Source organism: Pseudomonas sp. JV241A (genome assembly GCF_900275665.1).
Lineage (GTDB): Bacteria > Pseudomonadota > Gammaproteobacteria > Pseudomonadales > Pseudomonadaceae > Aquipseudomonas > Aquipseudomonas wadenswilerensis.
This window is the reverse complement of sequence record NZ_OPYO01000002.1, coordinates 176,551-196,410: the sequence shown is the minus strand read 5'-3', so window position 1 is coordinate 196,410 and position 19,860 is coordinate 176,551. Positions and strand designations below refer to the sequence as shown.

Annotated in this window: 22 protein-coding genes; 20 read left to right on the top strand and 2 right to left on the bottom strand. The window is 65.3% G+C overall.

Going from position 1 to position 19,860, the window contains the following annotated elements; genetic code table 11:
• The first annotated feature begins 5 nt into the window (after positions 1-5).
• The 19 genes from JV241A_RS00980 to JV241A_RS00890 are packed head-to-tail and all read left to right on the top strand — an operon-like array spanning position 6 to position 17,126.
• Positions 6-260 carry an acyl carrier protein gene (locus JV241A_RS00980; protein WP_115089345.1) on the top strand — a complete coding sequence of 85 codons (255 nt, stop codon included), beginning with the start codon at positions 6-8 and terminating at the stop codon, positions 258-260.
• The gene (locus JV241A_RS00975) at positions 257-802 is read left to right on the top strand and encodes a hypothetical protein (protein ID WP_134061214.1); all 546 of its coding nucleotides are present in this window, start codon (positions 257-259) and stop codon (positions 800-802) included. The genes JV241A_RS00980 and JV241A_RS00975 overlap by 4 nt, the downstream gene beginning before the upstream one ends.
• Positions 799-2,478 carry an acyl-CoA synthetase family protein gene (locus JV241A_RS00970; protein WP_134061213.1) on the top strand — a complete coding sequence of 560 codons (1,680 nt, stop codon included), beginning with the start codon at positions 799-801 and terminating at the stop codon, positions 2,476-2,478. Before JV241A_RS00975 ends, JV241A_RS00970 begins: the two co-directional genes overlap by 4 nt.
• A complete protein-coding gene (locus tag JV241A_RS00965; RefSeq protein ID WP_134061212.1) occupies positions 2,471-3,205 on the top strand; it encodes a glycosyltransferase family 2 protein in 735 nt (244 codons plus the stop codon). The genes JV241A_RS00970 and JV241A_RS00965 overlap by 8 nt, the downstream gene beginning before the upstream one ends.
• A complete protein-coding gene (locus JV241A_RS00960; RefSeq protein WP_115089354.1) occupies positions 3,202-4,140 on the top strand; it encodes a glycosyl transferase in 939 nt (312 codons plus the stop codon). The genes JV241A_RS00965 and JV241A_RS00960 overlap by 4 nt, the downstream gene beginning before the upstream one ends.
• The gene (locus JV241A_RS00955) at positions 4,121-5,665 is read left to right on the top strand and encodes an aromatic amino acid ammonia-lyase (protein WP_115089356.1); all 1,545 of its coding nucleotides are present in this window, start codon (positions 4,121-4,123) and stop codon (positions 5,663-5,665) included. Before JV241A_RS00960 ends, JV241A_RS00955 begins: the two co-directional genes overlap by 20 nt.
• Complete coding sequence (locus tag JV241A_RS00950; protein ID WP_115089357.1) at positions 5,658-6,083, top strand: acyl-CoA thioesterase; 426 nt, start codon at positions 5,658-5,660, stop codon at positions 6,081-6,083. The genes JV241A_RS00955 and JV241A_RS00950 overlap by 8 nt, the downstream gene beginning before the upstream one ends.
• Complete coding sequence (locus JV241A_RS00945) at positions 6,080-6,679, top strand: outer membrane lipoprotein carrier protein LolA (RefSeq protein ID WP_134061211.1); 600 nt, start codon at positions 6,080-6,082, stop codon at positions 6,677-6,679. Before JV241A_RS00950 ends, JV241A_RS00945 begins: the two co-directional genes overlap by 4 nt.
• Entirely contained in the window at positions 6,669-8,981 is a 2,313-nt protein-coding gene (locus JV241A_RS00940) for a hypothetical protein (protein WP_134061210.1), read from the top strand. Before JV241A_RS00945 ends, JV241A_RS00940 begins: the two co-directional genes overlap by 11 nt.
• On the top strand, positions 8,978-10,138 hold the full coding sequence (locus JV241A_RS00935; RefSeq protein WP_134061209.1) for a sodium:proton antiporter: 1,161 nt from the start codon (positions 8,978-8,980) through the stop codon (positions 10,136-10,138). Before JV241A_RS00940 ends, JV241A_RS00935 begins: the two co-directional genes overlap by 4 nt.
• A complete protein-coding gene (locus JV241A_RS00930; protein WP_115089361.1) occupies positions 10,125-11,372 on the top strand; it encodes an NAD(P)/FAD-dependent oxidoreductase in 1,248 nt (415 codons plus the stop codon). The genes JV241A_RS00935 and JV241A_RS00930 overlap by 14 nt, the downstream gene beginning before the upstream one ends.
• A complete protein-coding gene (locus tag JV241A_RS00925) occupies positions 11,369-12,103 on the top strand; it encodes a class I SAM-dependent methyltransferase (RefSeq protein ID WP_115089362.1) in 735 nt (244 codons plus the stop codon). Before JV241A_RS00930 ends, JV241A_RS00925 begins: the two co-directional genes overlap by 4 nt.
• Entirely contained in the window at positions 12,100-12,585 is a 486-nt protein-coding gene (locus JV241A_RS00920; RefSeq protein WP_115089363.1) for a hypothetical protein, read from the top strand. Before JV241A_RS00925 ends, JV241A_RS00920 begins: the two co-directional genes overlap by 4 nt.
• Positions 12,582-13,781 (top strand): beta-ketoacyl-[acyl-carrier-protein] synthase family protein, encoded by a 1,200-nt coding sequence (locus JV241A_RS00915; protein ID WP_115089364.1) that lies wholly within the window; start codon positions 12,582-12,584, stop codon positions 13,779-13,781. Before JV241A_RS00920 ends, JV241A_RS00915 begins: the two co-directional genes overlap by 4 nt.
• Entirely contained in the window at positions 13,778-14,248 is a 471-nt protein-coding gene (locus JV241A_RS00910; RefSeq protein WP_115089365.1) for a hotdog family protein, read from the top strand. The genes JV241A_RS00915 and JV241A_RS00910 overlap by 4 nt, the downstream gene beginning before the upstream one ends.
• Positions 14,241-14,969: a 3-oxoacyl-ACP reductase FabG gene (gene fabG, locus JV241A_RS00905; protein WP_115089366.1), complete on the top strand. Its 729-nt coding sequence runs from the start codon at positions 14,241-14,243 to the stop codon at positions 14,967-14,969. Before JV241A_RS00910 ends, fabG begins: the two co-directional genes overlap by 8 nt.
• Positions 14,969-16,195, top strand: a complete 1,227-nt coding sequence (locus JV241A_RS00900) for a beta-ketoacyl-ACP synthase (protein ID WP_115089367.1) — start codon at positions 14,969-14,971, stop codon at positions 16,193-16,195. Before fabG ends, JV241A_RS00900 begins: the two co-directional genes overlap by 1 nt.
• 25 nt (positions 16,196-16,220) lie before the next feature.
• The gene (locus JV241A_RS00895) at positions 16,221-16,664 is read left to right on the top strand and encodes a hypothetical protein (protein ID WP_115089369.1); all 444 of its coding nucleotides are present in this window, start codon (positions 16,221-16,223) and stop codon (positions 16,662-16,664) included.
• Positions 16,665-16,679: 15 nt separating this feature from the next.
• Positions 16,680-17,126 (top strand): excinuclease, encoded by a 447-nt coding sequence (locus tag JV241A_RS00890; protein ID WP_115089371.1) that lies wholly within the window; start codon positions 16,680-16,682, stop codon positions 17,124-17,126.
• Between the two features lies 1 nt (position 17,127).
• Here JV241A_RS00890 and JV241A_RS00885 read toward each other — a convergent pair whose 3' ends face one another.
• The gene (locus JV241A_RS00885; protein WP_115089373.1) at positions 17,128-18,027 is read right to left on the bottom strand and encodes a LysR family transcriptional regulator; all 900 of its coding nucleotides are present in this window, start codon (positions 18,025-18,027) and stop codon (positions 17,128-17,130) included.
• 120 nt (positions 18,028-18,147) lie between these two features.
• Between JV241A_RS00885 and JV241A_RS00880 the strand changes: the two genes are divergently transcribed.
• A complete protein-coding gene (locus tag JV241A_RS00880) occupies positions 18,148-19,410 on the top strand; it encodes an MFS transporter (RefSeq protein WP_134061208.1) in 1,263 nt (420 codons plus the stop codon).
• Between the two features lie 71 nt (positions 19,411-19,481).
• Here JV241A_RS00880 and JV241A_RS00875 read toward each other — a convergent pair whose 3' ends face one another.
• The gene (locus JV241A_RS00875) at positions 19,482-19,829 is read right to left on the bottom strand and encodes a NirD/YgiW/YdeI family stress tolerance protein (RefSeq protein ID WP_115089377.1); all 348 of its coding nucleotides are present in this window, start codon (positions 19,827-19,829) and stop codon (positions 19,482-19,484) included.
• Positions 19,830-19,860 lie beyond the last annotated feature (31 nt).

The following is a 19,860-nucleotide window of genomic DNA, read 5'->3' as shown; positions in this document are numbered from 1 at the left end:
GCACCATGCAAACCCGCGAAGACATCTTCAACACCCTGCGCGACGCCCTGGTCGAACTGTTCGAACTGGACCCGGCCAGCATCAGCCTGGAGTCGAACCTGTATCAAGACCTGGAAATCGACAGCATCGACGCCGTCGACCTGATCGATCACATCAAGCGCCAGACCGGCAAGAAAATCGCCGCCGACGAGTTCAAGGCCGTGCGTACGGTCAATGACGTGGTCGAGGCGGTGTACCGCCTGGTCAATCCTGCGGCATGAAACGCCTGATCGGCCTCGGCCTGCTGCTGGCCGGTCTGCTGTACCCCTTTGCGGTGCATTTTGGCATGGCCCACTTTGCCCCCTGGCAGTTCGGCCTGCTGCTTGGCGGCCTGTGGCTGGCGCGCGCCTTGAGCGAACCGCGGCGGCCCGGCGGGCATTGGATGGCCTTGGCGGCGATTGCCTTCTGCGCGTTGCTGGCGCTGTTCAACAGCCCGCAGCTGCTGCGTTGGTACCCGGTGCTGATCAGCGCTTTCATGCTTGGCCTGTTTGGCCTGAGCCTGAAGTTCGGCCCACCGCTGGTCGAGCGCCTGGCGCGGCTGCGTGAGCCGGAGTTGCCCGCCGTGGCAATTCACTACACGCGCCAGGTAACCAAGGTCTGGAGCCTGTTCTTCCTGGCCAACGGCCTGGTCGCAGCCGCCCTGACCCTGTGGGCGCCACTGAGCTGGTGGACCCTGTACAACGGCCTGATCGCCTACGGGCTGATGGGCCTGCTGTTTGCCATTGAATGGCTGATTAGACAACGCGTGCGAGGACGCTCATGAAATGGATTGCCCTTGAGCAACTGCTGCATCCGGCCAGCGCGCCGCGCCCGGTCAGCGTCGCCCCGGCGCTGGACCACGCGAGCTTGTGCCAGCAAGCCCTGCAACTGGCCGCAGGCCTTCAGCAGCGAGGCGTAAAGCGCATTGCCGTGCACCTGGAAGACGCCGCGCAACTGGCCGTCGCGCTGCTCGGGGCCTGGCGCGCCGGGGTGCAGGTGCTGCTGCCTGCCGACCTGCAAGCCCAGACCCGCCAGCGCTGGCTCGGCGAGGTCGAGCTGTGGCTCAGCGACCAAGCGCAGGACACCGCACTCGAGGCACTGTTGCAAGCGCCCCTGGCCGCCGCTGACCTGGACCTGGACAATTGCCAGCTGAGCCTGTGCACCTCCGGCTCCAGCGGCGAAGCCAAACGCATCGACAAGAGCCTGCGCCAGCTGGCCAATGAAGTGCAGGCCCTGGAACAGCTGTGGGGCAAGGACCTGGGCGCTGCCTGCATCATCGGCAGCGTCGCCACCCAGCACATCTACGGCCTGCTGTTTCGCGTGCTTTGGCCGCTGTGCGCCGGGCGCCCGTTCGTGCGCCGCCAGTTGCCCTTCCCCGAAGACCTGCAGCGCGCCAGCCGCGAGCACCCGGCCTTTGCCTGGGTCGCCAGCCCGGCGCTGCTCAAGCGCATGGGCGACAACCTCGACTGGCCAGCATTGAGTGCGGTACGCCGGGTGTTTTCCTCCGGCGGCGAACTGCCGGCCAGCGCCGCCCAGGCCTTGCACCAGCGCTTGCAGCAATGGCCGACGGAAATCCTTGGCAGCTCGGAAACCGGCGGCATCGCCTGGCGCCAGGGCGACAGCCTGTGGCAGCCATTTGCCGAGGTGCGCCTGAGCCAGAACCAGGACGGTGCGCTGCGCATTGAATCGACTTACCTGCCACCCGATCATATCGAACAAAGCGCCGATGCCGTCGAGTTCGCCGCTGACGGTCGCTTCCGCCTGCTCGGGCGCCTGGACCGCATCGTCAAACTGGAAGAAAAACGCATCTCCTTGCCGATGCTGGAACAGGCCCTGGTCGAGCACGTCTGGGTCGAGGAAGCGCGCCTGGCGGTGATCCAGGAAAACCGCGCCAGCCTTGGCGCCCTGCTGGTGCTCAGCGCCGCAGGCCTGTATGCCTTGCGCAACCAGGGCCGCCGTGCGGTCACCGAAGGCCTGCGCCAACACCTCAGCCAGCACTGCGAAGCCCTGGCCCTGCCCCGGCGCTGGCGACTGCTGCGGCAACTGCCGTTCAACGCCCAGGGCAAACTGCCCCAGGCCGAACTCGAAGCCCTGCTGCTGGCACCACGGCCGAAAGGCCCGGACGTCCTGAGCCAGGCCGAGGTGGACGGCGAGCTACAGCTGCAACTGGCAGTGTCGGCGGACCTGGCCTATTTCAACGGTCACTTCCCGCAGACCCCGGTGCTGCCAGGCGTGGTCCAGGTCGACTGGGCGCTGGCCCTGGGACAACAATTGCTCGACCGGCCGCGCCAGTTCGCCGGCATGGAAGTGCTGAAATTCCAGCAACTGGTGCGCCCCGGCGACCCGCTGCAGCTAACCCTGCGTTTCGATGCCGAGCGCAGCAAGCTCTACTTCGCCTACAGCAACGCCGGAGCGCCCTGCTCCAGCGGCCGCATCGTGCTGGAGGCCGTCGGTGAATAAGCCTTGTGCGGTGATCCCGGTGTACAACCACGAACTGGCGGTGCCGGCGGTGGTTGCCGACCTGCTCGCAGCCGGCCTGCCCTGCGTGCTGGTCGATGACGCCAGCAGCCCGGCCTGCGCCACCGTGCTGCGCCAGCTGGCCGAGCACCAGCAGGTGTTCCTGGTACAGCTGAAGGTCAACCAGGGCAAGGGCGGCGCGGTCATGGCCGGCCTGCGCGAAGCCGCGCGCCTGGGCTTCAGCCATGCCCTGCAGGTGGATGCCGACGGTCAGCATGACCTGGCCGATGTCAGCCGCTTTCTCGAACAGTCGCAGGCTTATCCACAGGCGCTGATCTGCGGTTATCCACAGTACGACGCCAGCGTGCCCAAGGGCCGTCTGTATGCGCGCTACCTGACCCACGTATGGGTGTGGATCAACAGCCTGTCGCTGCAGATTCCCGATTCGATGTGCGGTTTTCGGGTCTACCCGCTGCCGCCGACCCTGGCGCTGATCGAGGCGGTGAACCTCGGCAAGCGCATGGACTTCGACCCGGAGATCCTCGTGCGCCTGGCCTGGCGCAACCAGCCGATGCGCTGGCTGCCCACCAAGGTGCATTACCCGGCCGACGGCCTCTCGCACTTTCGCCTGTTCCACGACAACGCATTGATCTCGAAGATGCACACCAAGCTGTTCTTCGGCATGTTGCTGCGCGCCCCGGCCATCCTCTGGCGGCGGTGGCAGGCATGAGCAACGGCGAACAACACTGGGCCGAACACCAGGAACGTGGCAGCTTCTGGCTGATGAAGCTGACCGCCCTGGGCATCAAGCTGCTCGGTCGGCGCCTGCTCAGCCCGGTGCTGTATGGCATCGTCCTGTACTTCTTCGTGTTTGGCCGCCGTGCCCGGCAGAGTATCTGGCAATACCAGCAGCGCCTGGCCGACTGGAGCGGGCAAGCCAGCCTGCGCCCCAGCCACACGCGGGTGTTCGGCCAGTTCATGGCCTTCGCCGATGCCCTGCTGGACAAGCTCGACGTATGGAACGGCAAGCTGCGCCTGGAGCAGATCGAGATCGTCGACCCCGGGCAGTTGCGCGGCCAGCTGCGCGCCGAGCGCGGACAGATGCTGGTGGGGGCGCACCTGGGCAATCTTGAAGTCTGCCGCGCCCTGGCCGAGCTTGGCGAGCAGGTGACCATGAACGTGCTGGTGCACACCAAGCACGCCGAACGCTTCAATCGCCTGCTCGGTGAATCGGGTGCGACCAACCTGCGGCTGATCCAGGTCAGCGAGCTGGACCCGGCGATCATGCTGCAACTGAGCCAGCGCCTGGACCGCGGCGAATGGCTGGCGATTGCCGGCGACCGCGTGCCGCTGCATGGCGCGCGTACGGTCGAGGCGGATTTCCTCGGCCACCGCGCCGCCTTCCCGCAGGGCCCGTGGCTGCTGGCCGGGCTGCTCAAGTGCCGGCTCAATCTGTTCTTCTGCCTCAAGCAGCAAGGCCGCTACCAGGTGCTCCTCGAACCCTTCGCCGAGGCCATCGAGTGGCGCCGCGGCCAGCGCGATCAGGTGATCGCCGACTGGGCCGGGCGCTACGCCGAACGCCTGGGCCACTATTGCCTGCAAGCGCCGCAGCAATGGTTCAATTTCTACCCTTTCTGGAAGACCGATGACGATGCATCCGCATAAGCCCGTGACCTTCGGCGCGCTGCCGTTGGCAATCGAAGACGTCCTCGCCCTGGCCCACCGCCAGGCCGAAACCCGCCTGCAGGACGACAGCGACTACCGCGCGCGGATTGCCCGTGGCGCGCAGTTCCTCGACTCGCTGCTGGACAAGGAAGGGGTGATCTACGGGGTGACCACCGGCTACGGTGACTCGTGCGTGGTGGCGGTGCCACTGGAGCATGTCGAGGCCCTGCCCAAGCACCTGTACACCTTCCATGGCTGCGGCCTCGGCCAGTTGCTCGATGCGCCATCCACCCGCGCCGTACTGGCCGCCCGCTTGCAGTCGCTGTGCCATGGTGTGTCCGGCGTGCGCGTCGAGTTGCTGGAGCGCCTGCAGGCGTTTCTTGCCCACGACATCCTGCCGCTGATTCCCCAGGAAGGCTCGGTCGGTGCCAGCGGCGACCTGACGCCACTGTCCTACGTGGCCGCGACCCTGTCGGGCGAGCGCGAAGTCATGTACCGCGGCGAGCGCCGCAGCGCTGCTGACGTACACCGCGAACTGGGCTGGCAGCCGCTGGTGCTGCGGCCCAAGGAAGCCCTGGCGCTGATGAACGGCACCGCGGTGATGACCGGTCTGGCCTGCCTGGCGTTCGCCCGCGCCGATTACCTGCTCAAACTCGCCACCCGGATCACCGCGCTGAACGTGGTCGCCCTGCAAGGCAACCCGGAACACTTCGACGAGCGCCTGTTCGCCGCCAAGCCGCATCCGGGGCAAATGCAGGTGGCTGCCTGGTTGCGCCATGACCTGGCCATCGACGCGCCGACCGCGCCGCTGCATCGCCTGCAGGACCGCTACTCGCTGCGCTGCGCGCCGCATGTGCTGGGCGTGCTGGCCGACAGCCTGGGCTGGCTGCGCGGCTTTATCGAGACCGAACTGAACAGCGCCAACGACAACCCGATCATCGACGCCGAAGCCGAACGCGTACTGCACGGCGGCCACTTCTACGGCGGCCATATCGCCTTCGCCATGGACAGCCTGAAGAACCTGGTGGCCAACGTCGCCGACCTGCTCGACCGCCAGCTCGCCTTGCTGGTCGACACGCGCTACAACCACGGTCTGCCGAGCAACCTGTCGGGCGCCAGCGCCGAGCGGGCGATGCTCAACCACGGCTTCAAGGCCGTGCAAATCGGCGCCAGCGCCTGGACCGCCGAAGCTCTGAAAAACACCATGCCGGCCAGCGTGTTCTCGCGCTCCACCGAATGCCACAACCAGGACAAGGTGAGCATGGGCACCATCGCCGCCCGCGATGCCCTGCGCACGCTCGAACTGACCGAACAGGTTGCCGCCGCGACCTTGCTGGCGGCCAACCAGGGCGTCTGGCTGCGCAGCCGCGAAGCCGATGCCCGTGACCTGCCGCCGGCCCTGGCCGAGATGCACAGTGCGCTGCTCGAAGACTTCGCCCCGGTGATCGAGGACCGCGCCCTGGAAGGCGACCTGCGCCTGTGCCTGAGCCGAATTGCCGAACAACACTGGAGGCTGCATGCGTAGTCAGGGAGTGCTGCACGTCGATACCGAAGTGCTGGTGCCGTTCTTCGATGTCGACAGCATGCTGGTGGTCTGGCACGGCCACTACGTCAAGTATCTGGAAGTAGCGCGCTGCGCGCTGCTCGACCGCCTCGAACACAACTACCTGCAGATGCAGGCCTCCGGCTTCGCCTGGCCGGTGATCGACCTGCAGTTGCGCTATATGCGTGGCGCCACCTTTGGCCAGCGCCTGAACGTGCGTGCCAGCCTGGTGGAGTGGGAGAACCGCCTGAAGATCAACTACCTGATCAGCGACGCCGCCACCGGCGAACGCATGACCCGCGCGAGTTCCGTGCAGGTCGCGGTCGAAATCGCCAGTGGCGAGATGCAACTGGCCTCGCCGCAGGTGATGCTCGACGCCGTGAACAAGGTGCTCAAATGAACACGCTGCTGCGTAGCCTGCTGTGCATCGGCCTGCTTGCCAGCTGCACCCTGGCTCAGGCCTTTGGCCTCGATGACCTGAGCAAGCAATTGGGCGAGCCTGCAGTCATCAAGGGCCCGTTCATCCAGGAAAAACACCTGCGCGCCCTGCCGCAGCCGTTGCTCAGCAAGGGCCAGTTCGTCCTGGCCCGTGACCACGGCCTGCTCTGGCTGCTGCAAACACCGCTCAAGCAGGACTATCGCCTCAACGCCCAGGGCATCGCCCGCCGCGACCCGTCCGGTTGGCAGATGCTGCCGGGCAAGAGCGCCGGCGCCGAGCAGAACCGCCTGTTCTTCGCCGTGCTGCAAGGCGACAGCAGCGGCCTGCAGCGTGACTTCGAGCTGAGCCTGCAAGGCGATGCCAAGCACTGGCAATTGCGCCTGACCCCGCGTTCGCTGCTGCTCAAACAGGTGTTCAAGCAGATCGATATCGACGGCGGGCGCTACGTCGAACGCATCCAGCTGCTGGAAACCCAGGGCGACAGCACGGTACTGCGCATGCCATCGAGCAGCAGCGCCAGCCTGACCGACACGGAGCGCCGCGATTTTGCCGAGTGAGCGCCTGTTGCCACGGCTGTTTTTGCTGCTGCTGATCGCTCTGCTGGCCCTGGCCGGCTGGCAGTGGCACCGCGCTGCGCCCTTGTCTGCCGACCTGATGACGCTGGTGCCCGGCGCCACCCAGGACCCGCTGGTGCAACGCGCCGAGCAGCGCATGCAAGAGCCGCTGAACCGCGAGATGCTGGTACTGGTCGGCCACCCCCAGCGTGACCAGGCCATTGCCCTGGCCCAGCGCCTGGCGGAACAATGGCAGGCCAGTGGCTTGTTCGAGAAGGTCCAATGGAGCCTGCAGACTGACCTGCAAGCACTGCGTGAACAGTTGCTGCAAGGGCGCCTGGCGATGCTCTCGCGCGCTGACCGCAGCAGCCTGATCGACAATCCGCAAGGCTTTATCGAGCAGCGCGTACAGAACCTCTACGACCCCTTTGCCGGCTTCAGCCTGGTGCCCAGCCAGGACGACTGGCTGGGCCTGACCGGGCGCATCCAGAACAGCCAGCCACGCCCTGCCGCAGTACAGCTGGACACCGCCAGCGGCACGCTGGTGGCCGAAGCGGACGGGCAGAACTGGGTACTGCTGCGTGCCCGCACCCTGGGTAATGCGTTCGATATGCAACTGCCCCTGCAAGTCGCCGACCTGCTCGCCAGCGGCCGGGTTGAAGCCGGGCACAACGGTGCCCGCCTGCTGGCCGCCAGTGGTTTGCTGTACGCCGCCAACGGCCAGCGCCAGGCCAGCCAGGAAATCACCTGGGTCGGCGGCGGCGCCACGGTTGGCATCCTGTTGCTGCTCCTGCTAGCGTTCCGCCGTTGGCGCATTCTTCTGGCCTTCGTTCCGGTACTGGTCGGCATGTTGTTCGGCGCGGTGGCCTGCGTGGCGCTGTTCGGCCAGATGCACGTGATGACCCTGGTACTCGGCTCAAGCCTGATCGGCGTGGCCGTCGACTACCCGCTGCACTATCTGTCCAAGAGCTGGAGCCTGCGCCCCTGGCAGGCCTGGCCGGCCTTGCGGCTGACCTTGCCGGGCCTGAGCCTGAGCCTGGCCACCAGTTGCATCGGCTACCTGGCCCTGGCCTTCACGCCGTTCCCGGCCCTGACCCAGATCGCAGTGTTTTCCGCCGCGGGCCTGATCGGCGCCTACCTCAGTGCCGTGTGCCTGCTGCCGGCACTGCTCAAGGGCATCGACCTGCAGCCGGCGCAGTGGCCGCTGCGCATTGCCCAATGGCTGGTGGATCTGCGTGAGAAACTACTGAGCAAGATTCCCAGCCCGGTGTTGCTCGGTTTGCTGATCCTGTTCTGCGCTGCCGGTCTATGGCAGCTGGACAGCCGCAACGACATCCGTCAGTGGGTCGGCAGCCCGCCGCAACTGCTCGAAGAAGCCCAGGCTGTGGCACGTATCACGGGCTACCAGCCGACCAGCCAGTTCTACCTGGTTCGCGGCGCCGACCAGACGCAGTTGCTGGGTCGCCTGCAAGCGCTGAGCACGCGGCTCGATGAACTGGTCGAAACCGACAAGCTCAAGGGCTACATGGCCCTCAGCCAACTGGTCGCCAGCCCTGGCGAACAAGAACAGGTACGCGATGCACTCGGCAAGCTGCCGCTGCAACCGCTGTTGGCCCTGGGCGTGCCGCAAAGCGCGCTACAGGCCGAACTGACACAACTGCAGGCACTGGCTGCCCTGGACATCGATCACGCCCTCAGCGGCCCGCTAGGCGAGCCATGGCGCACCTTGTGGCTGGGCACCGACGCTCAGGGCGTGGCCGCCATCGTCAGCCTGCAAGGCTTGAACGATCCGGCGTTGCTGCGCCTGCAAGCCGACGACCTTGAAGGCGTGCAACTGGTGGACCGCCTCGGCGACCTCAACCGGGTGTTCGCTGCCACCCAGGTCAGTGCTGCAGAGCTCAAGCTGTTGTCGTGCGCGCTGATCGTGGTGCTGTTGATCCTGCCGTTTGGCCTCGGCGGTGCCCTGCGCATCGTCGCCCTGCCGTTGCTCGCCGCGCTGTGCAGCCTGGCTTGCCTCGGCTGGCTGGGCCAGCCGCTGACCCTGTTCAGCCTGTTCGGCCTGCTGCTGGTCACTGCCATCAGCGTCGACTACGCGATCCTCATGCACGAGCAGATCGGCGGCGCCGCCGTCAGCCTGCTCGGCACCCTGCTCGCGGCGACCACCACCTGGCTGTCGTTTGGCCTGCTGGCGGTGTCGAGCACCCCGGCGGTGAGCAACTTTGGCCTGGCAGTCAGCCTCGGCCTGGCCTTCAGTTTTGTCCTGGCGCCCTGGGCTGCCACCGGCCACAAGGAACAGGCGGCATGAGTATCGTGTTGTTCTGGGTCCTGGCCCTGGCACTGTTCTGGATCGCCAGTGAGCTCGGCCGGCGCCTGGGGCTGATCCCGATTGTCAGCCAGTTGCTGCTGGCGACCCTCGGCCTGCCGCTGCTGATGCTGTTCTGGGTCGAGCCGCACTGGCAGCTCAGTGGCGCCGCGCTGGTGGCGCCGTCCTGGCTGAAAACCCTGTATGGCCTGAGTTTCGCCCTGCTGCTGGGGCATATTCTGGCTGATGTGGTGGAGCTGAACGTCGACCGCCAAAGCCTGAAGATCGCCCTGCCCAGCTTCTTCGTGCCCTTCACCTGTGGCCTGGCCTGCGGCGCGTTGTTGCTGCCCGAACAGCCCTGGCTGACCACCCTGGCCCTCGGCCTGGTGTTCGCCATCACCGCCATCCCGGTGCTCTACCTGTACCTGCGCAACATCGACTACCCACCCGCCGCAACCCGCCGGCTGATGCAGTCGGCGATCCTCATCGACCTGACCTGCTGGCTGCTGTTCGGCCTCGGCAAGGGCAGCCTCGAACCCGTGAGCCTGTTGCTGCCACTGCTCGGTGCCTGCCTGCCGTTACCACTGTATGCCCTCGGTGTGCGTCGGCCCTGGGTCTACAGCCTGGGCTTTTTCGGCCTGCTGTTCGTCGCCGAGCACTACCGGCTCAACGCGCTGATCTCCGGCATCGGCTACCTGTGCTGCCTGGCCTGGCTCAAGTTGCCGCTGCGCATGCCGTTATCGGAGCTGTGGATAAAACGCCTGCAGAACGGTGTGGCGATCCCGCTGATCCTGACCTTCGGCATCATCCAGATCGATATCCACAACGTGCTGCAGGGCTTCGATGCCATCCAGTTGAGTGCCCTGCTGCTGTTGCCGATCGTCAGCAAGCTGCTCGGCAACTGGCTGGGCCTGTGCTGGGCGACGCCGTCGTTCGCCGGCGCGAGCAAATGGCGGGAAAGCCTGCTGCTCAATATTCGCGGCTTGAGCGAGATCGTCTTTCTCAACCTGCTGCTGCAACAACAGTTGATCAGCCCGGCGCTGTACTTCGCGCTGATGCTGATGAGCCTGGTCGCCACGCTGATGCCCGCGCTGGCCGGCCTGCACCGGATTCCATTGAAGACTGCCCAACCGGCAAGGAGGCCTTATGCCGAACACTGAACTGCAACAACGGCAGGTATTGATTATCGGCGCCGGCCCGTCCGGCGCCATCGCCGGGGCCTTGCTCAAGCGCAACGGCCACGACGTGCTGATCATCGAGCGCCAGCGCTTCCCGCGTTTTTCCATCGGCGAGAGCCTGTTGTCGCACTGCATCGACTTCGTCGAGGAAGCCGGCATGCTCCCGGCCCTCGAAGCGGCAGGCTTCCAGCGCAAGAACGGCGCGGCCTTCGCCTGGGGCGATGAGTACAGCGCCTTTGATTTCGGCGACACCTTCAGCAATGGCAAGCCGAGCACCTTCCAGGTCCAGCGCGCCCAGTTTGACCAGTTGCTGGCCGACCAGGCGGCAGCCCAGGGCGTGGAAATCCGCTACGAAGAAGAGATCATCGCCGCCGACTTCGAGCGCCCGCGCCCACAGGTCCGCGTGCGTCGCCTGGATGGCAGCGAGTACCGCGTCGAAGCCGAATTTGTCCTCGATGCCAGCGGTTATGGCCGCGTGCTCCCGCGCCTGCTGGACCTCGAAGCACCGTCGAATTTCCCGGTGCGCCAAGCGGTGTTCACCCACATCGAAGACCGCATCGACCACCCGGCTTTCGACCGGGAAAAGATCCTCATCACCACCCACCCGCAGCACCGTGATATCTGGTTCTGGACCATTCCGTTCAGCAATGGCCGCTGCTCCCTGGGGGTGGTCGCCGCCGCCGAGCACTTTGCCGCCGCGCCGGCCGACCTGGATGCCTGCCTGAAGGACTTCGTCGCCCAGACGCCAAGCCTGGCCAAGGTGCTGGCCAATGCCGCATGGGACACTCCGGCGCGGACCATCGGCGGCTATTCGGCCAACGTCAAGACCCTGCATGGCCCGGGCTTTGCCCTGCTCGGCAACGCCGCCGAATTCCTCGACCCGGTGTTCTCCTCCGGGGTGACCATTGCCATGCGTTCGGCGAGCATGGCCGCCGGCGTGCTGCACCGTCAGTTGCAGGGCGAAAGCGTCGACTGGCAGAGCGAGTTCGCCGAGCCGCTCAAGCGCGGCGTCGACACCTTCCGCGCCTACGTTGAAGGCTGGTACAACGGCAGCTTCCAGGACGTCATTTACCACCCGGCCAGCTCGCCGGAAATCCGCGCAATGATCAGCTCGATCCTTGCCGGTTACGCCTGGGACCAGCGCAACCCGTTCGTCAGCGAGCCCAAGCGGCGCCTGCGCATGCTCGCCGAAGTCTGCGCAAGGACGGTGGCATGAGGTTCCTCAGCGACAGCTACGTCGAGGAGACCCGCTTCGGCTTCTGGTTCCTGCGCAGCCACACCTGGCAGCACCATGTGCTGCGGGTAGCGATAAACGATCTGCGCCGGCTGTTCGACCAGGCACCACCCAGCGCACCCGTGCTGCTCGATGCCGGCTGCGGCCAGGGCAAGTCGTTCCAGTACCTGCAGCAGGTGTTCGCCCCCGGCCGGTTGCTGGGCACCGACGCCGACCCGCACAGCCTCGAGCTGAGCCAGGCCGAAGCCGGGCGCCTGGGCCTGAATGTCGAACTGCGCGGCAGTGACTGCGCGGCGTTGCAGTTTGCCGACAACAGCGTCGATATCCTTTTCTGCCACCAGACCTTCCACCACCTGGTCGAGCAGGAACAGGCCCTGGCCGAGTTCTACCGGGTACTCAAGCCCGGTGGCTACCTGCTGTTCGCCGAGTCCACCGAAGCCTATATCGACACCTGGGTGATCCGCTGGCTGTTCCGCCACCCCATGCACGTGCAGAAAAGTGCCGAACAGTACCTGCAGATGCTCCGCGACCAGGGCTTCGAATTCGGCGCGCAGAATGTTTCCTACCCGTACCTGTGGTGGAGCCGTTCCAGCGACTTCGGCCTGCTCGAACGCTTTGGCCTGCGCAAGCCGCCACCGGTCGGCCAGCGCGAAGAAACCCTGGTCAACGTGGTTGCCCGTAAACCTTTGAAGCCAGCCGAGCCGAGTGCATGAAACGCCTGTTGCTGATCCTCGCCTTCGCCCTGTTGAGCGCCTGCGCCAGCCGTGCGCCGCTGCCCGCGCAGTTGCCGCCGCTGACGCTGCCGATGCAGCTGCATATCCAGCGCGAACAGGCAGGAGAAAGTCAGGACTGGCTGCTGGTGATCCAGCGCGAGAACGCCAGCCTGCGCTGGTCGTTGCTGGACTTGCTGGGTATTCCGCAAGCCCGGCAGTTGCTCAACGACGGTCAGTGGCAAGCCGATGGCCTGCTGCCGCCCAACCCGGGCGCCCGTGAATTGTTCGCCGCCCTGCTGTTCGCCCTGACCCCGGCCGGGCAGCTGCAAGCGCTCTACCCCGGTGCCCGCCAGCAAGGCCAGCAGCGCTGGCTGGGTGAGCGCTGGCGCGTCGACTACCGACAAGCCGACGACTTCACCTTGAACCTGGGCCAGGGCCTGCGTTATCTAGTCAGCCCACTGCCCAGCGAGAACACGCCATGACCGCTTACCTCAATGCCCTGGGCCTGGTCTGTGCCCTGGGGCGCGGCCAGGCCGAAGTCGCCCGCAAGCTGTTTGCCGGCGACTGCTCGGGGATGCGCGTGGAAGACGGCTGGGTGCCGGAACGCAGCCTGCCGGTGGCGGGCGTGCAAGGCGAGCTGCCTGAGTTGCCAGCCGAGATGCAGGCCCATCACAGCCGCAACAACCAGTTGCTGTACGACGCCTGCCTGCAGATCGGCGCCCCGATCGAAGCGGCCATCGCCCGCTTTGGCCGCCAGCGCATCGGCATCGTCCTGGGCACCAGCACCTCGGGCATCAAGGAAGCCAGCGACGACATCGCTCACTACCTGCGCGAACACGCGTTTCCGGCCAGCTACGACTATGCCCAGCAGGAGCTCAGCGCCCCGGCCAATTTCCTCGCCGACTGGCTGCAACTGAGCGGCCCGGCCTATGTGATCTCCACTGCCTGCACCTCCAGTGCCCGGGCCTTGATGAGTGCCCGCCGCCTGCTTGATCTCGACATGTGCGATGCGGTGATCTGCGGCGGTGTCGACAGCCTGTGCAAGCTGACCCTCAACGGTTTCAGCGCCCTGGAAGCGGTCAGCGCCGAGCGCTGCAACCCGTTTTCGGTCAACCGCAACGGCATCAACATCGGTGAAGCCGCGGTGGTGTTTCTGATGACCCGTGAAGCCCACGCTGAAGGCAACAACATTGCCCTGCTCGGCGCCGGCGCCAGCTCCGATGCGCATCACATCTCGGCGCCCGAACCCGGCGGCAAAGGCGCCTTGCAGGCCATGCGCAAGGCACTGGACAATGCCGGTCTGCAACCAGCACAGATCGACTACCTGAACCTGCACGGCACCGCCACCCGCCACAACGACGCCATGGAAAGCCTGGCCGTGCATGAGTTGTTCGGCAGCCAGTTGGCCTGCTCGTCGAGCAAGCCCATGACCGGCCATACTTTGGGTGCGGCCGGCGCTCTGGAAGCAGCGTTCTGCTGGTTGAGCCTGGCCGCCGACAATGCCGAAGGGCGCTTGCCGCCGCATGTCTGGGATGGCGTGGATGACCCACAGCTACCGGCCCTGAAGCTGGTCGATGCCAGCCAACGCCTGCCGGCCCGAGGCCCGCGGCGCCTGATGAGCAACTCGTTCGCCTTCGGCGGCAACAACGTCAGCCTGATTCTCGGAGACACCCCATGATCACCTGGCCACTGGCCGAACTGCTGCCTCATGCCGGCGACATGATCCTCATCGATCAGGTCGAGTCGTTCGATGAAGAGCAGATCCACACTCAACTGACCGTGCGCCCCGGCGGCCTGTTCAACCGCGCCGACGGCAGCCTGCCGGCCTGGGTCGGCATCGAGCTGATGGCCCAGAGCGTCGCCGCCTACGCCGGTTGTCGCGCGCGCCAGCAAGGCCGGCCGGTGGAGCTGGGCTTTTTGCTCGGCACGCGCAAATTCGAATGCAATGTCGAACATTTCCCTGCCGGTGCCCACTTGCGCATCCATGCCCTGCGGTCGCTCGAAGACGACAACGGCATGGGCGTGTTCGAGTGTCACCTGCGCGGCCCGGGCATCCATGCCATGGCCCGCTTGAACGTTTTTCGCCCGCCGCAAGTTGCCAGCTACCTGGCCGAAGCGGGCCCAGAGGAGTCCCCCCATGACTGACACCATCCTGGTCACCGGTTCCAGCCGTGGCATTGGCCGGGCCATCGCCCTGCGCCTGGCCCGGGCCGGTTTCGACCTGGTCCTGCATTGCCGTAGCGGGCGCAGTGAAGCCGACGCCGTTGCAGAAGAAGTCCGGGGCCTGGGCCAGCAAGCCCGCGTGCTGCAATTCGACGTTGCCGATCGCGCTGCCTGCGCGGCCATCCTCACCGATGACGTGGAAACCCACGGTGCCTACTATGGCGTGGTCTGCAACGCCGGCCTGACCCGCGACGGCGCCTTCCCGGCGCTCACCGAAGAGGACTGGGACCAGGTGCTACGCACCAACCTCGATGGCTTCTACAACGTCCTGCACCCGCTGATGATGCCGATGATCCGCCGGCGCAAAGCGGGGCGCATCGTTTGCATCACTTCGGTATCGGGAATGATCGGCAACCGTGGCCAGGTCAATTACAGCGCTTCCAAGGCCGGGGTGATCGGCGCCGCCAAGGCTCTGGCAATCGAGCTGGGCAAGCGCAAGATCACCGTCAACTGCGTGGCCCCTGGGTTGATCGATACCGCCATGCTCGACGAGCACGTGCCGGTCGATGAGCTGTTGAAGATGATCCCGGCACAGCGCATGGGCACCCCGGAAGAAGTCGCCGGCGCGGTGAATTTCCTCATGTCGGCCGAAGCCGCCTACATCACCCGCCAGGTACTGGCAGTCAACGGAGGCCTGTGCTGATGAAACGTGTGGTCGTCACCGGCATGGCCGGTATCACTTCGCTGGGCAGCGACTGGCAGACCATTGCCGGCAACTTCGCCAGCAACCGCAGCGGCATTCGCCGCATGGACGAATGGGACCGTTTCGAGGAGCTCAACACGCGCCTGGCCGGCCCCATCGATGACTTCAAGGTGCCGAGCGGCTGGACCCGCAAGCAACTGCGCAGCATGGGCCGGGTCTCGCGCCTGGCCGTGGCTGCCGCGCAGAACGCCCTGCGCGATGCCGGCCTGCTCGACGACCCGTCGATCCGCGACGGGCGCATGGGCGTGGCCTGCGGCTCGTCCACCGGCAGCACCGACGAGATCAAGGCATTCGGCAACATGCTGCTCAACTCGGTGGCCGAAGGCCTCAATGCCAACTCCTATGTGCGGATGATGCCGCACACCACCGCGGCCAACATCAGCATTTTCTTCGGCCTTACCGGGCGCCTGATCCCCACTTCGAGCGCCTGTACCAGCGGCAGCCAGGGCATCGGCTATGCCTATGAAGCGATCAAGTTCGGCCGCCTGCCGTTGATGCTCGCCGGCGGCGCCGAAGAGCTGTGCCCGACCGAAGCCATGGTCTTCGACGCACTGTACGCCACCAGCCTCAAAAACCATGCCCCCCACACCAGCCCGAGCCCCTATGACAGTGGCCGCGACGGCCTGGTGATCGGTGAAGGCGGCGGCATGCTGGTGCTCGAAGAGCTCGAACACGCCCTGGCCCGTGGCGCGCACATCTACGCCGAGATCGTCGGCTTTGGCAGCAATGCCGACGGCCAGCACACCACCCGTCCGGAGCAGGCAACCATGCGCCGGGCCATGGAGCTGGCGCTGGAAGACGCCAGCCTCGCGCCGGCTGCCATCGGTTACGTGAACGGCCACGGCACCGCCACCGAGCAGGGCGACATCGCCGAAACCCTGGCCACCAGCAGCCTGTTCGGCCCGCGCATGCCGATCAGCTCGCAAAAAAGCTTCCTCGGCCACACCCTCGGTGCTTGCGGCGCGCTGGAGTCCTGGTTCAGCATCGAGATGATGAACAGCGACCGCTATGTGCACACCCTCAACCTGGAGCACATCGACCCGCGCTGTGGCGAGCTGGACTACCTGTGCGGCGAGTTTCGCAGCATGAGTCACGACTATGTGATGAACAACAACTTTGCTTTTGGCGGGGTCAACACCTCGCTGATTTTCCGTCGCTGGAACTGAACTGAAACCTGCTGGAGAGAAAGGAATGTCTTCATTGATTCGCGCCGCTGTCCTCGGCCTGGCCCTGGCGGGCCTCGCTGGCTGTACCTCGAAACCGGTACTGACCCCGCAAGAGCAACTGGTGGTTGGCCACAACTACAGCCAGGAGCAGGTACAGCAGGCCATCCTCAAGGCCGTGGCCGAGCGTGGCTGGACCGCCCGCAAGATCAGCCCGAACCTGATCCAGGCCGACATCCTGGTGCGCAACACCTTCTACGCCGCCGTCGACATCCGCTACAGCGTCAGCAACTTTCGCATCAATTACCGCGACAGCCGCGAGCTGGGCTACAACAACGGCAAGATTCACCGCAACTACAACCGTTGGGTGAACAACCTCGACAAAAGCATCCTGCAAGAGCTGAACAGGATGGAAGCGCAAAACATCATGCAACGCGCCATCAACGAACAGCATTCGAACACTGTTAAATAATCAAGGAACGACCCGATGCGCCTGAAAACCTGGACCGCCACCGCCACTCTGCTGCTCTGCGCCCTGCCCGGCCTCAGCCAGGCCCGTGACACCACCCACTACCTGCCGTTCGAGAAAGTCGTGGCGCAGATGACCGCCGAGAACAAGCTCGACGGTTCGGTGAAGTTCTACCTGGCCGGCGTGCAGCCCAAGGGCAAGGTCACCGTGGTCAGCCCGGCGGCGGTCACCAACAAGAAGACCAACGCCTTCAACAAGACTGACGAAGCGGCCTGTGAATGGGCCCTGCAATCGGCGCTGCTGACCATGCAGGACGCCGCGCGCAAGGTTGGCGCCAACGCCGTGACCAACATCAGCAGCTACTACAAGCGCAACGAGCGCAAGGATGCCACCACCTACGAATGCCATGCCGGTGCGGTCATGGCTGGCGTTGCGCTGAAGGGCGACCTGGCCAAGGTCCAGTAACTCAGCTGCGTTCCAGGGCCTGCCGGGTCAACAGCTCGGCAAAGGCCCTGGCCATCGCTGACGGCGCATCGCGGCGCTGCACAAGCCACACGGCCGTCACCGCGTCGTCGTCGAGCAAGGTCCGGTACACCACCCCGTCGATACGCATGCGCTGGAACGAGGCCGGCAACACCGATACCCCCAGCCCCGCCGCCACCAGACCGATGATGGTCATCGCCTCCCCCGCCTCCTGGGCAAAATGCGGACTGAACCCGGCCTGACGCGCCAGGCTCAGCAACTGCGCGTGCAAGCCGCTGCCATAGCTGCGCGGAAAGAACACGAACGGCTCGTGAGCCAGGGCCGCCATGCGCACCCCGGCTTCGCTACTTTGCGCCAACGGGTGAGCGGCATTGATCACTGCCACCAGTGGTTCGCGAAACAGCTCGACAGCATTCAGGCTCTCGGGCAACGCCAGCGGCCGCATCAGGCCGACTTCGATCGACTCGTCGAGCAAGGCATCGGCCACGTCGCGGCTGCTCATCTCCTTGAGGTTCAGGTGCACCGCCGGGAAGCGTTGGCGAAAGGCGTGAATGGCCTTGGGGATGCTCGAATTGAACGGCGCCGATGAGGTGAAGCCGATCTTCATCTCGCCCAGCTCACCCAGTTGCGCACGTCGGGCGACATCGGCAGCCTTGTCGACTTGCGCCAGCACCAGCCGTGCCTCTTCGAGGAACAGGCGCCCGGCCTCGCTGAGCTCGACCCGACGATTGGTACGCTCGAACAAGCGTGCCCCCAGCTCCTGTTCCAGGGCCTGGATCTGCTGGCTCAACGGCGGTTGGGAGATCCCCAGGTTCTGCGCCGCCCGGCCAAAATGCAGCTCTTCGGCGACGGCGATGAAGTAGCGCAGGTGACGCAATTCCATGGCAGCTCCAATAGGTCGTAAAACCTCTTAAACAGGTCGAACAATATATTGGAAATGATCATTAGCCAGCTATATGCTTTTTTCACTGCCTGACAGGCCGTAGCGCCCCCGAGGTCACCCGTGAAAACTGCTGTTGCGCCACACGCCCACGAACTCCCCCCTGCTCCCCTGGACGAAATCGTCGCCACCTTCAACGAAAGCTGGATCGAAAAAGGCACCCCGGCCTTTTTAGGTACCGTGCTGGCGCTGTTCTGCGGCGGTTTTGCCACCTTTGCCCTGCTGTACTGCGTGCAGCCGATGATGCCGCTGCTGTCCCAGGAGTTCTCGATCAGCGCCGCGCAAAGCAGCCTGATCCTCTCGGTATCCACCGGTATGCTGGCATTCGGGCTGCTGATCACCGGGCCGATTTCCGACCGCATCGGACGCAAGCCGGTGATGGTTTTCGCCTTGTTTTGCGCAGCGCTGTGCACCATCGTCAGCGCCCTGATGCCCAGCTGGCACGGCGTACTGCTGACCCGCGCCTTGCTCGGGCTGTCGCTGAGCGGCCTGGCGGCGGTGGCCATGACTTACCTCAGCGAAGAGATCCACCCCCAGCACATCGGCCTGGCCATGGGCCTGTACATCGGTGGCAATGCCATTGGCGGCATGAGCGGGCGCTTGATCACCGGCGTGCTGATCGACTTCGTCAGCTGGCACACGGCGATGCTGGTCATCGGCGGCCTGGCGCTGGTTGCGGCGGCGGTGTTCTGGAAGATCCTCCCGGAATCGCGCAACTTCCGCCCGCGCTCGCTGCACCCGCGCAGCCTGCTTGATGGCTTCACCCTGCACTTTCGCGATGCCGGCCTGCCGTGGCTGTTCCTCGAAGCCTTCCTGCTGATGGGCGCTTTCGTCACCCTGTTCAACTACATCGGCTATCGCCTGCTGGCCGAGCCCTATCACATGAGCCAGGCGCTGGTCGGGCTGTTGTCGGTGGTGTACCTGTCGGGGATCTACAGCTCGGCACAGATCGGCGCGCTGGCCGACAAGCTGGGCCGGCGCAAGGTGTTCTGGGCCACCATTTTGCTGATGTTCAGCGGCTTGCTGATGACCCTGCTCAGCCCCTTGCTGCTGATCATCGTTGGCATGCTGGTGTTTACCTTCGGCTTTTTCGGCGCGCACTCGGTGGCCAGCAGCTGGATCGGCCGACGGGCGACCAAGGCCAAGGGCCAGGCGTCGTCGTTGTACCTGTTCAGTTACTACGCGGGGTCGAGTGTGGCGGGGACAGCGGGCGGGGTGTTCTGGCATCAGGCGGGGTGGAACGGCATCGGGCTGTTCATTGGCAGCTTGCTGGTGGTGGCCTTGCTGGTGGCGGTGCACTTGAGCCGGTTGCCGGCCAAGGCCTGAAATGCAAATCGCGGGGCAAGCCCGCTCCCACAGGTTCAGTGTAGGAGCGGGCTTGCCCCGCGATGCATTCTTTAGTTAATCACTTCAACCAGATCAACATCCACTTCACGGCTCATCAGGTGCTTCTCGACTTCACCGGTCAGCTTGACCTTGGTCTTGTCGTTGAAGGCCACCGGCGGCAGGTCTTCGTCATCGATCTCGACGGTGATGGTGCCGGTGGTGTCCTTGAACTCGTACTTGTCATCGTTGTTCACTTTCTTGATGACGTAGCCTTGCAGCACCACCGGGGTGTCGTCAGCGGCGTCGTTAGCGGCGGCAACCGTGGTCACCGACTGGGCGCCAGGGCCGGTGTAGCCGGCAGCCAGGGCAGCGGTGCTGAACAGCGGGGCAAGCAGCAGAGCGAGGTAACGAGCTTTCATGGTGAAGATCCTGTCTGGGTTTCGATGGAGC

Bases quoted from the DNA above. Each gene is read 5' to 3' on its own strand.
- JV241A_RS00980 (WP_115089345.1), top strand. From the start codon at position 6: ATGCAAACCCGCGAAGACATCTTCAACACCCTGCGCGACGCCCTGGTC.
- JV241A_RS00925 (WP_115089362.1), top strand. From the start codon at position 11,369: ATGAGGTTCCTCAGCGACAGCTACGTCGAGGAGACCCGCTTCGGCTTC.
- JV241A_RS00960 (WP_115089354.1), top strand. From the start codon at position 3,202: ATGAGCAACGGCGAACAACACTGGGCCGAACACCAGGAACGTGGCAGC.
- JV241A_RS00910 (WP_115089365.1), top strand. From the start codon at position 13,778: ATGATCACCTGGCCACTGGCCGAACTGCTGCCTCATGCCGGCGACATG.
- JV241A_RS00875 (WP_115089377.1), bottom strand. From the start codon at position 19,829: ATGAAAGCTCGTTACCTCGCTCTGCTGCTTGCCCCGCTGTTCAGCACC.
- JV241A_RS00935 (WP_134061209.1), top strand. From the start codon at position 8,978: ATGAGTATCGTGTTGTTCTGGGTCCTGGCCCTGGCACTGTTCTGGATC.
- JV241A_RS00920 (WP_115089363.1), top strand. From the start codon at position 12,100: ATGAAACGCCTGTTGCTGATCCTCGCCTTCGCCCTGTTGAGCGCCTGC.
- JV241A_RS00915 (WP_115089364.1), top strand. From the start codon at position 12,582: ATGACCGCTTACCTCAATGCCCTGGGCCTGGTCTGTGCCCTGGGGCGC.
- JV241A_RS00970 (WP_134061213.1), top strand. From the start codon at position 799: ATGAAATGGATTGCCCTTGAGCAACTGCTGCATCCGGCCAGCGCGCCG.
- JV241A_RS00890 (WP_115089371.1), top strand. From the start codon at position 16,680: ATGCGCCTGAAAACCTGGACCGCCACCGCCACTCTGCTGCTCTGCGCC.
- JV241A_RS00900 (WP_115089367.1), top strand. From the start codon at position 14,969: ATGAAACGTGTGGTCGTCACCGGCATGGCCGGTATCACTTCGCTGGGC.
- JV241A_RS00930 (WP_115089361.1), top strand. From the start codon at position 10,125: ATGCCGAACACTGAACTGCAACAACGGCAGGTATTGATTATCGGCGCC.
- fabG (WP_115089366.1), top strand. From the start codon at position 14,241: ATGACTGACACCATCCTGGTCACCGGTTCCAGCCGTGGCATTGGCCGG.
- JV241A_RS00885 (WP_115089373.1), bottom strand. From the start codon at position 18,027: ATGGAATTGCGTCACCTGCGCTACTTCATCGCCGTCGCCGAAGAGCTG.
- JV241A_RS00945 (WP_134061211.1), top strand. From the start codon at position 6,080: ATGAACACGCTGCTGCGTAGCCTGCTGTGCATCGGCCTGCTTGCCAGC.
- JV241A_RS00950 (WP_115089357.1), top strand. From the start codon at position 5,658: ATGCGTAGTCAGGGAGTGCTGCACGTCGATACCGAAGTGCTGGTGCCG.
- JV241A_RS00895 (WP_115089369.1), top strand. From the start codon at position 16,221: ATGTCTTCATTGATTCGCGCCGCTGTCCTCGGCCTGGCCCTGGCGGGC.
- JV241A_RS00955 (WP_115089356.1), top strand. From the start codon at position 4,121: ATGACGATGCATCCGCATAAGCCCGTGACCTTCGGCGCGCTGCCGTTG.
- JV241A_RS00975 (WP_134061214.1), top strand. From the start codon at position 257: ATGAAACGCCTGATCGGCCTCGGCCTGCTGCTGGCCGGTCTGCTGTAC.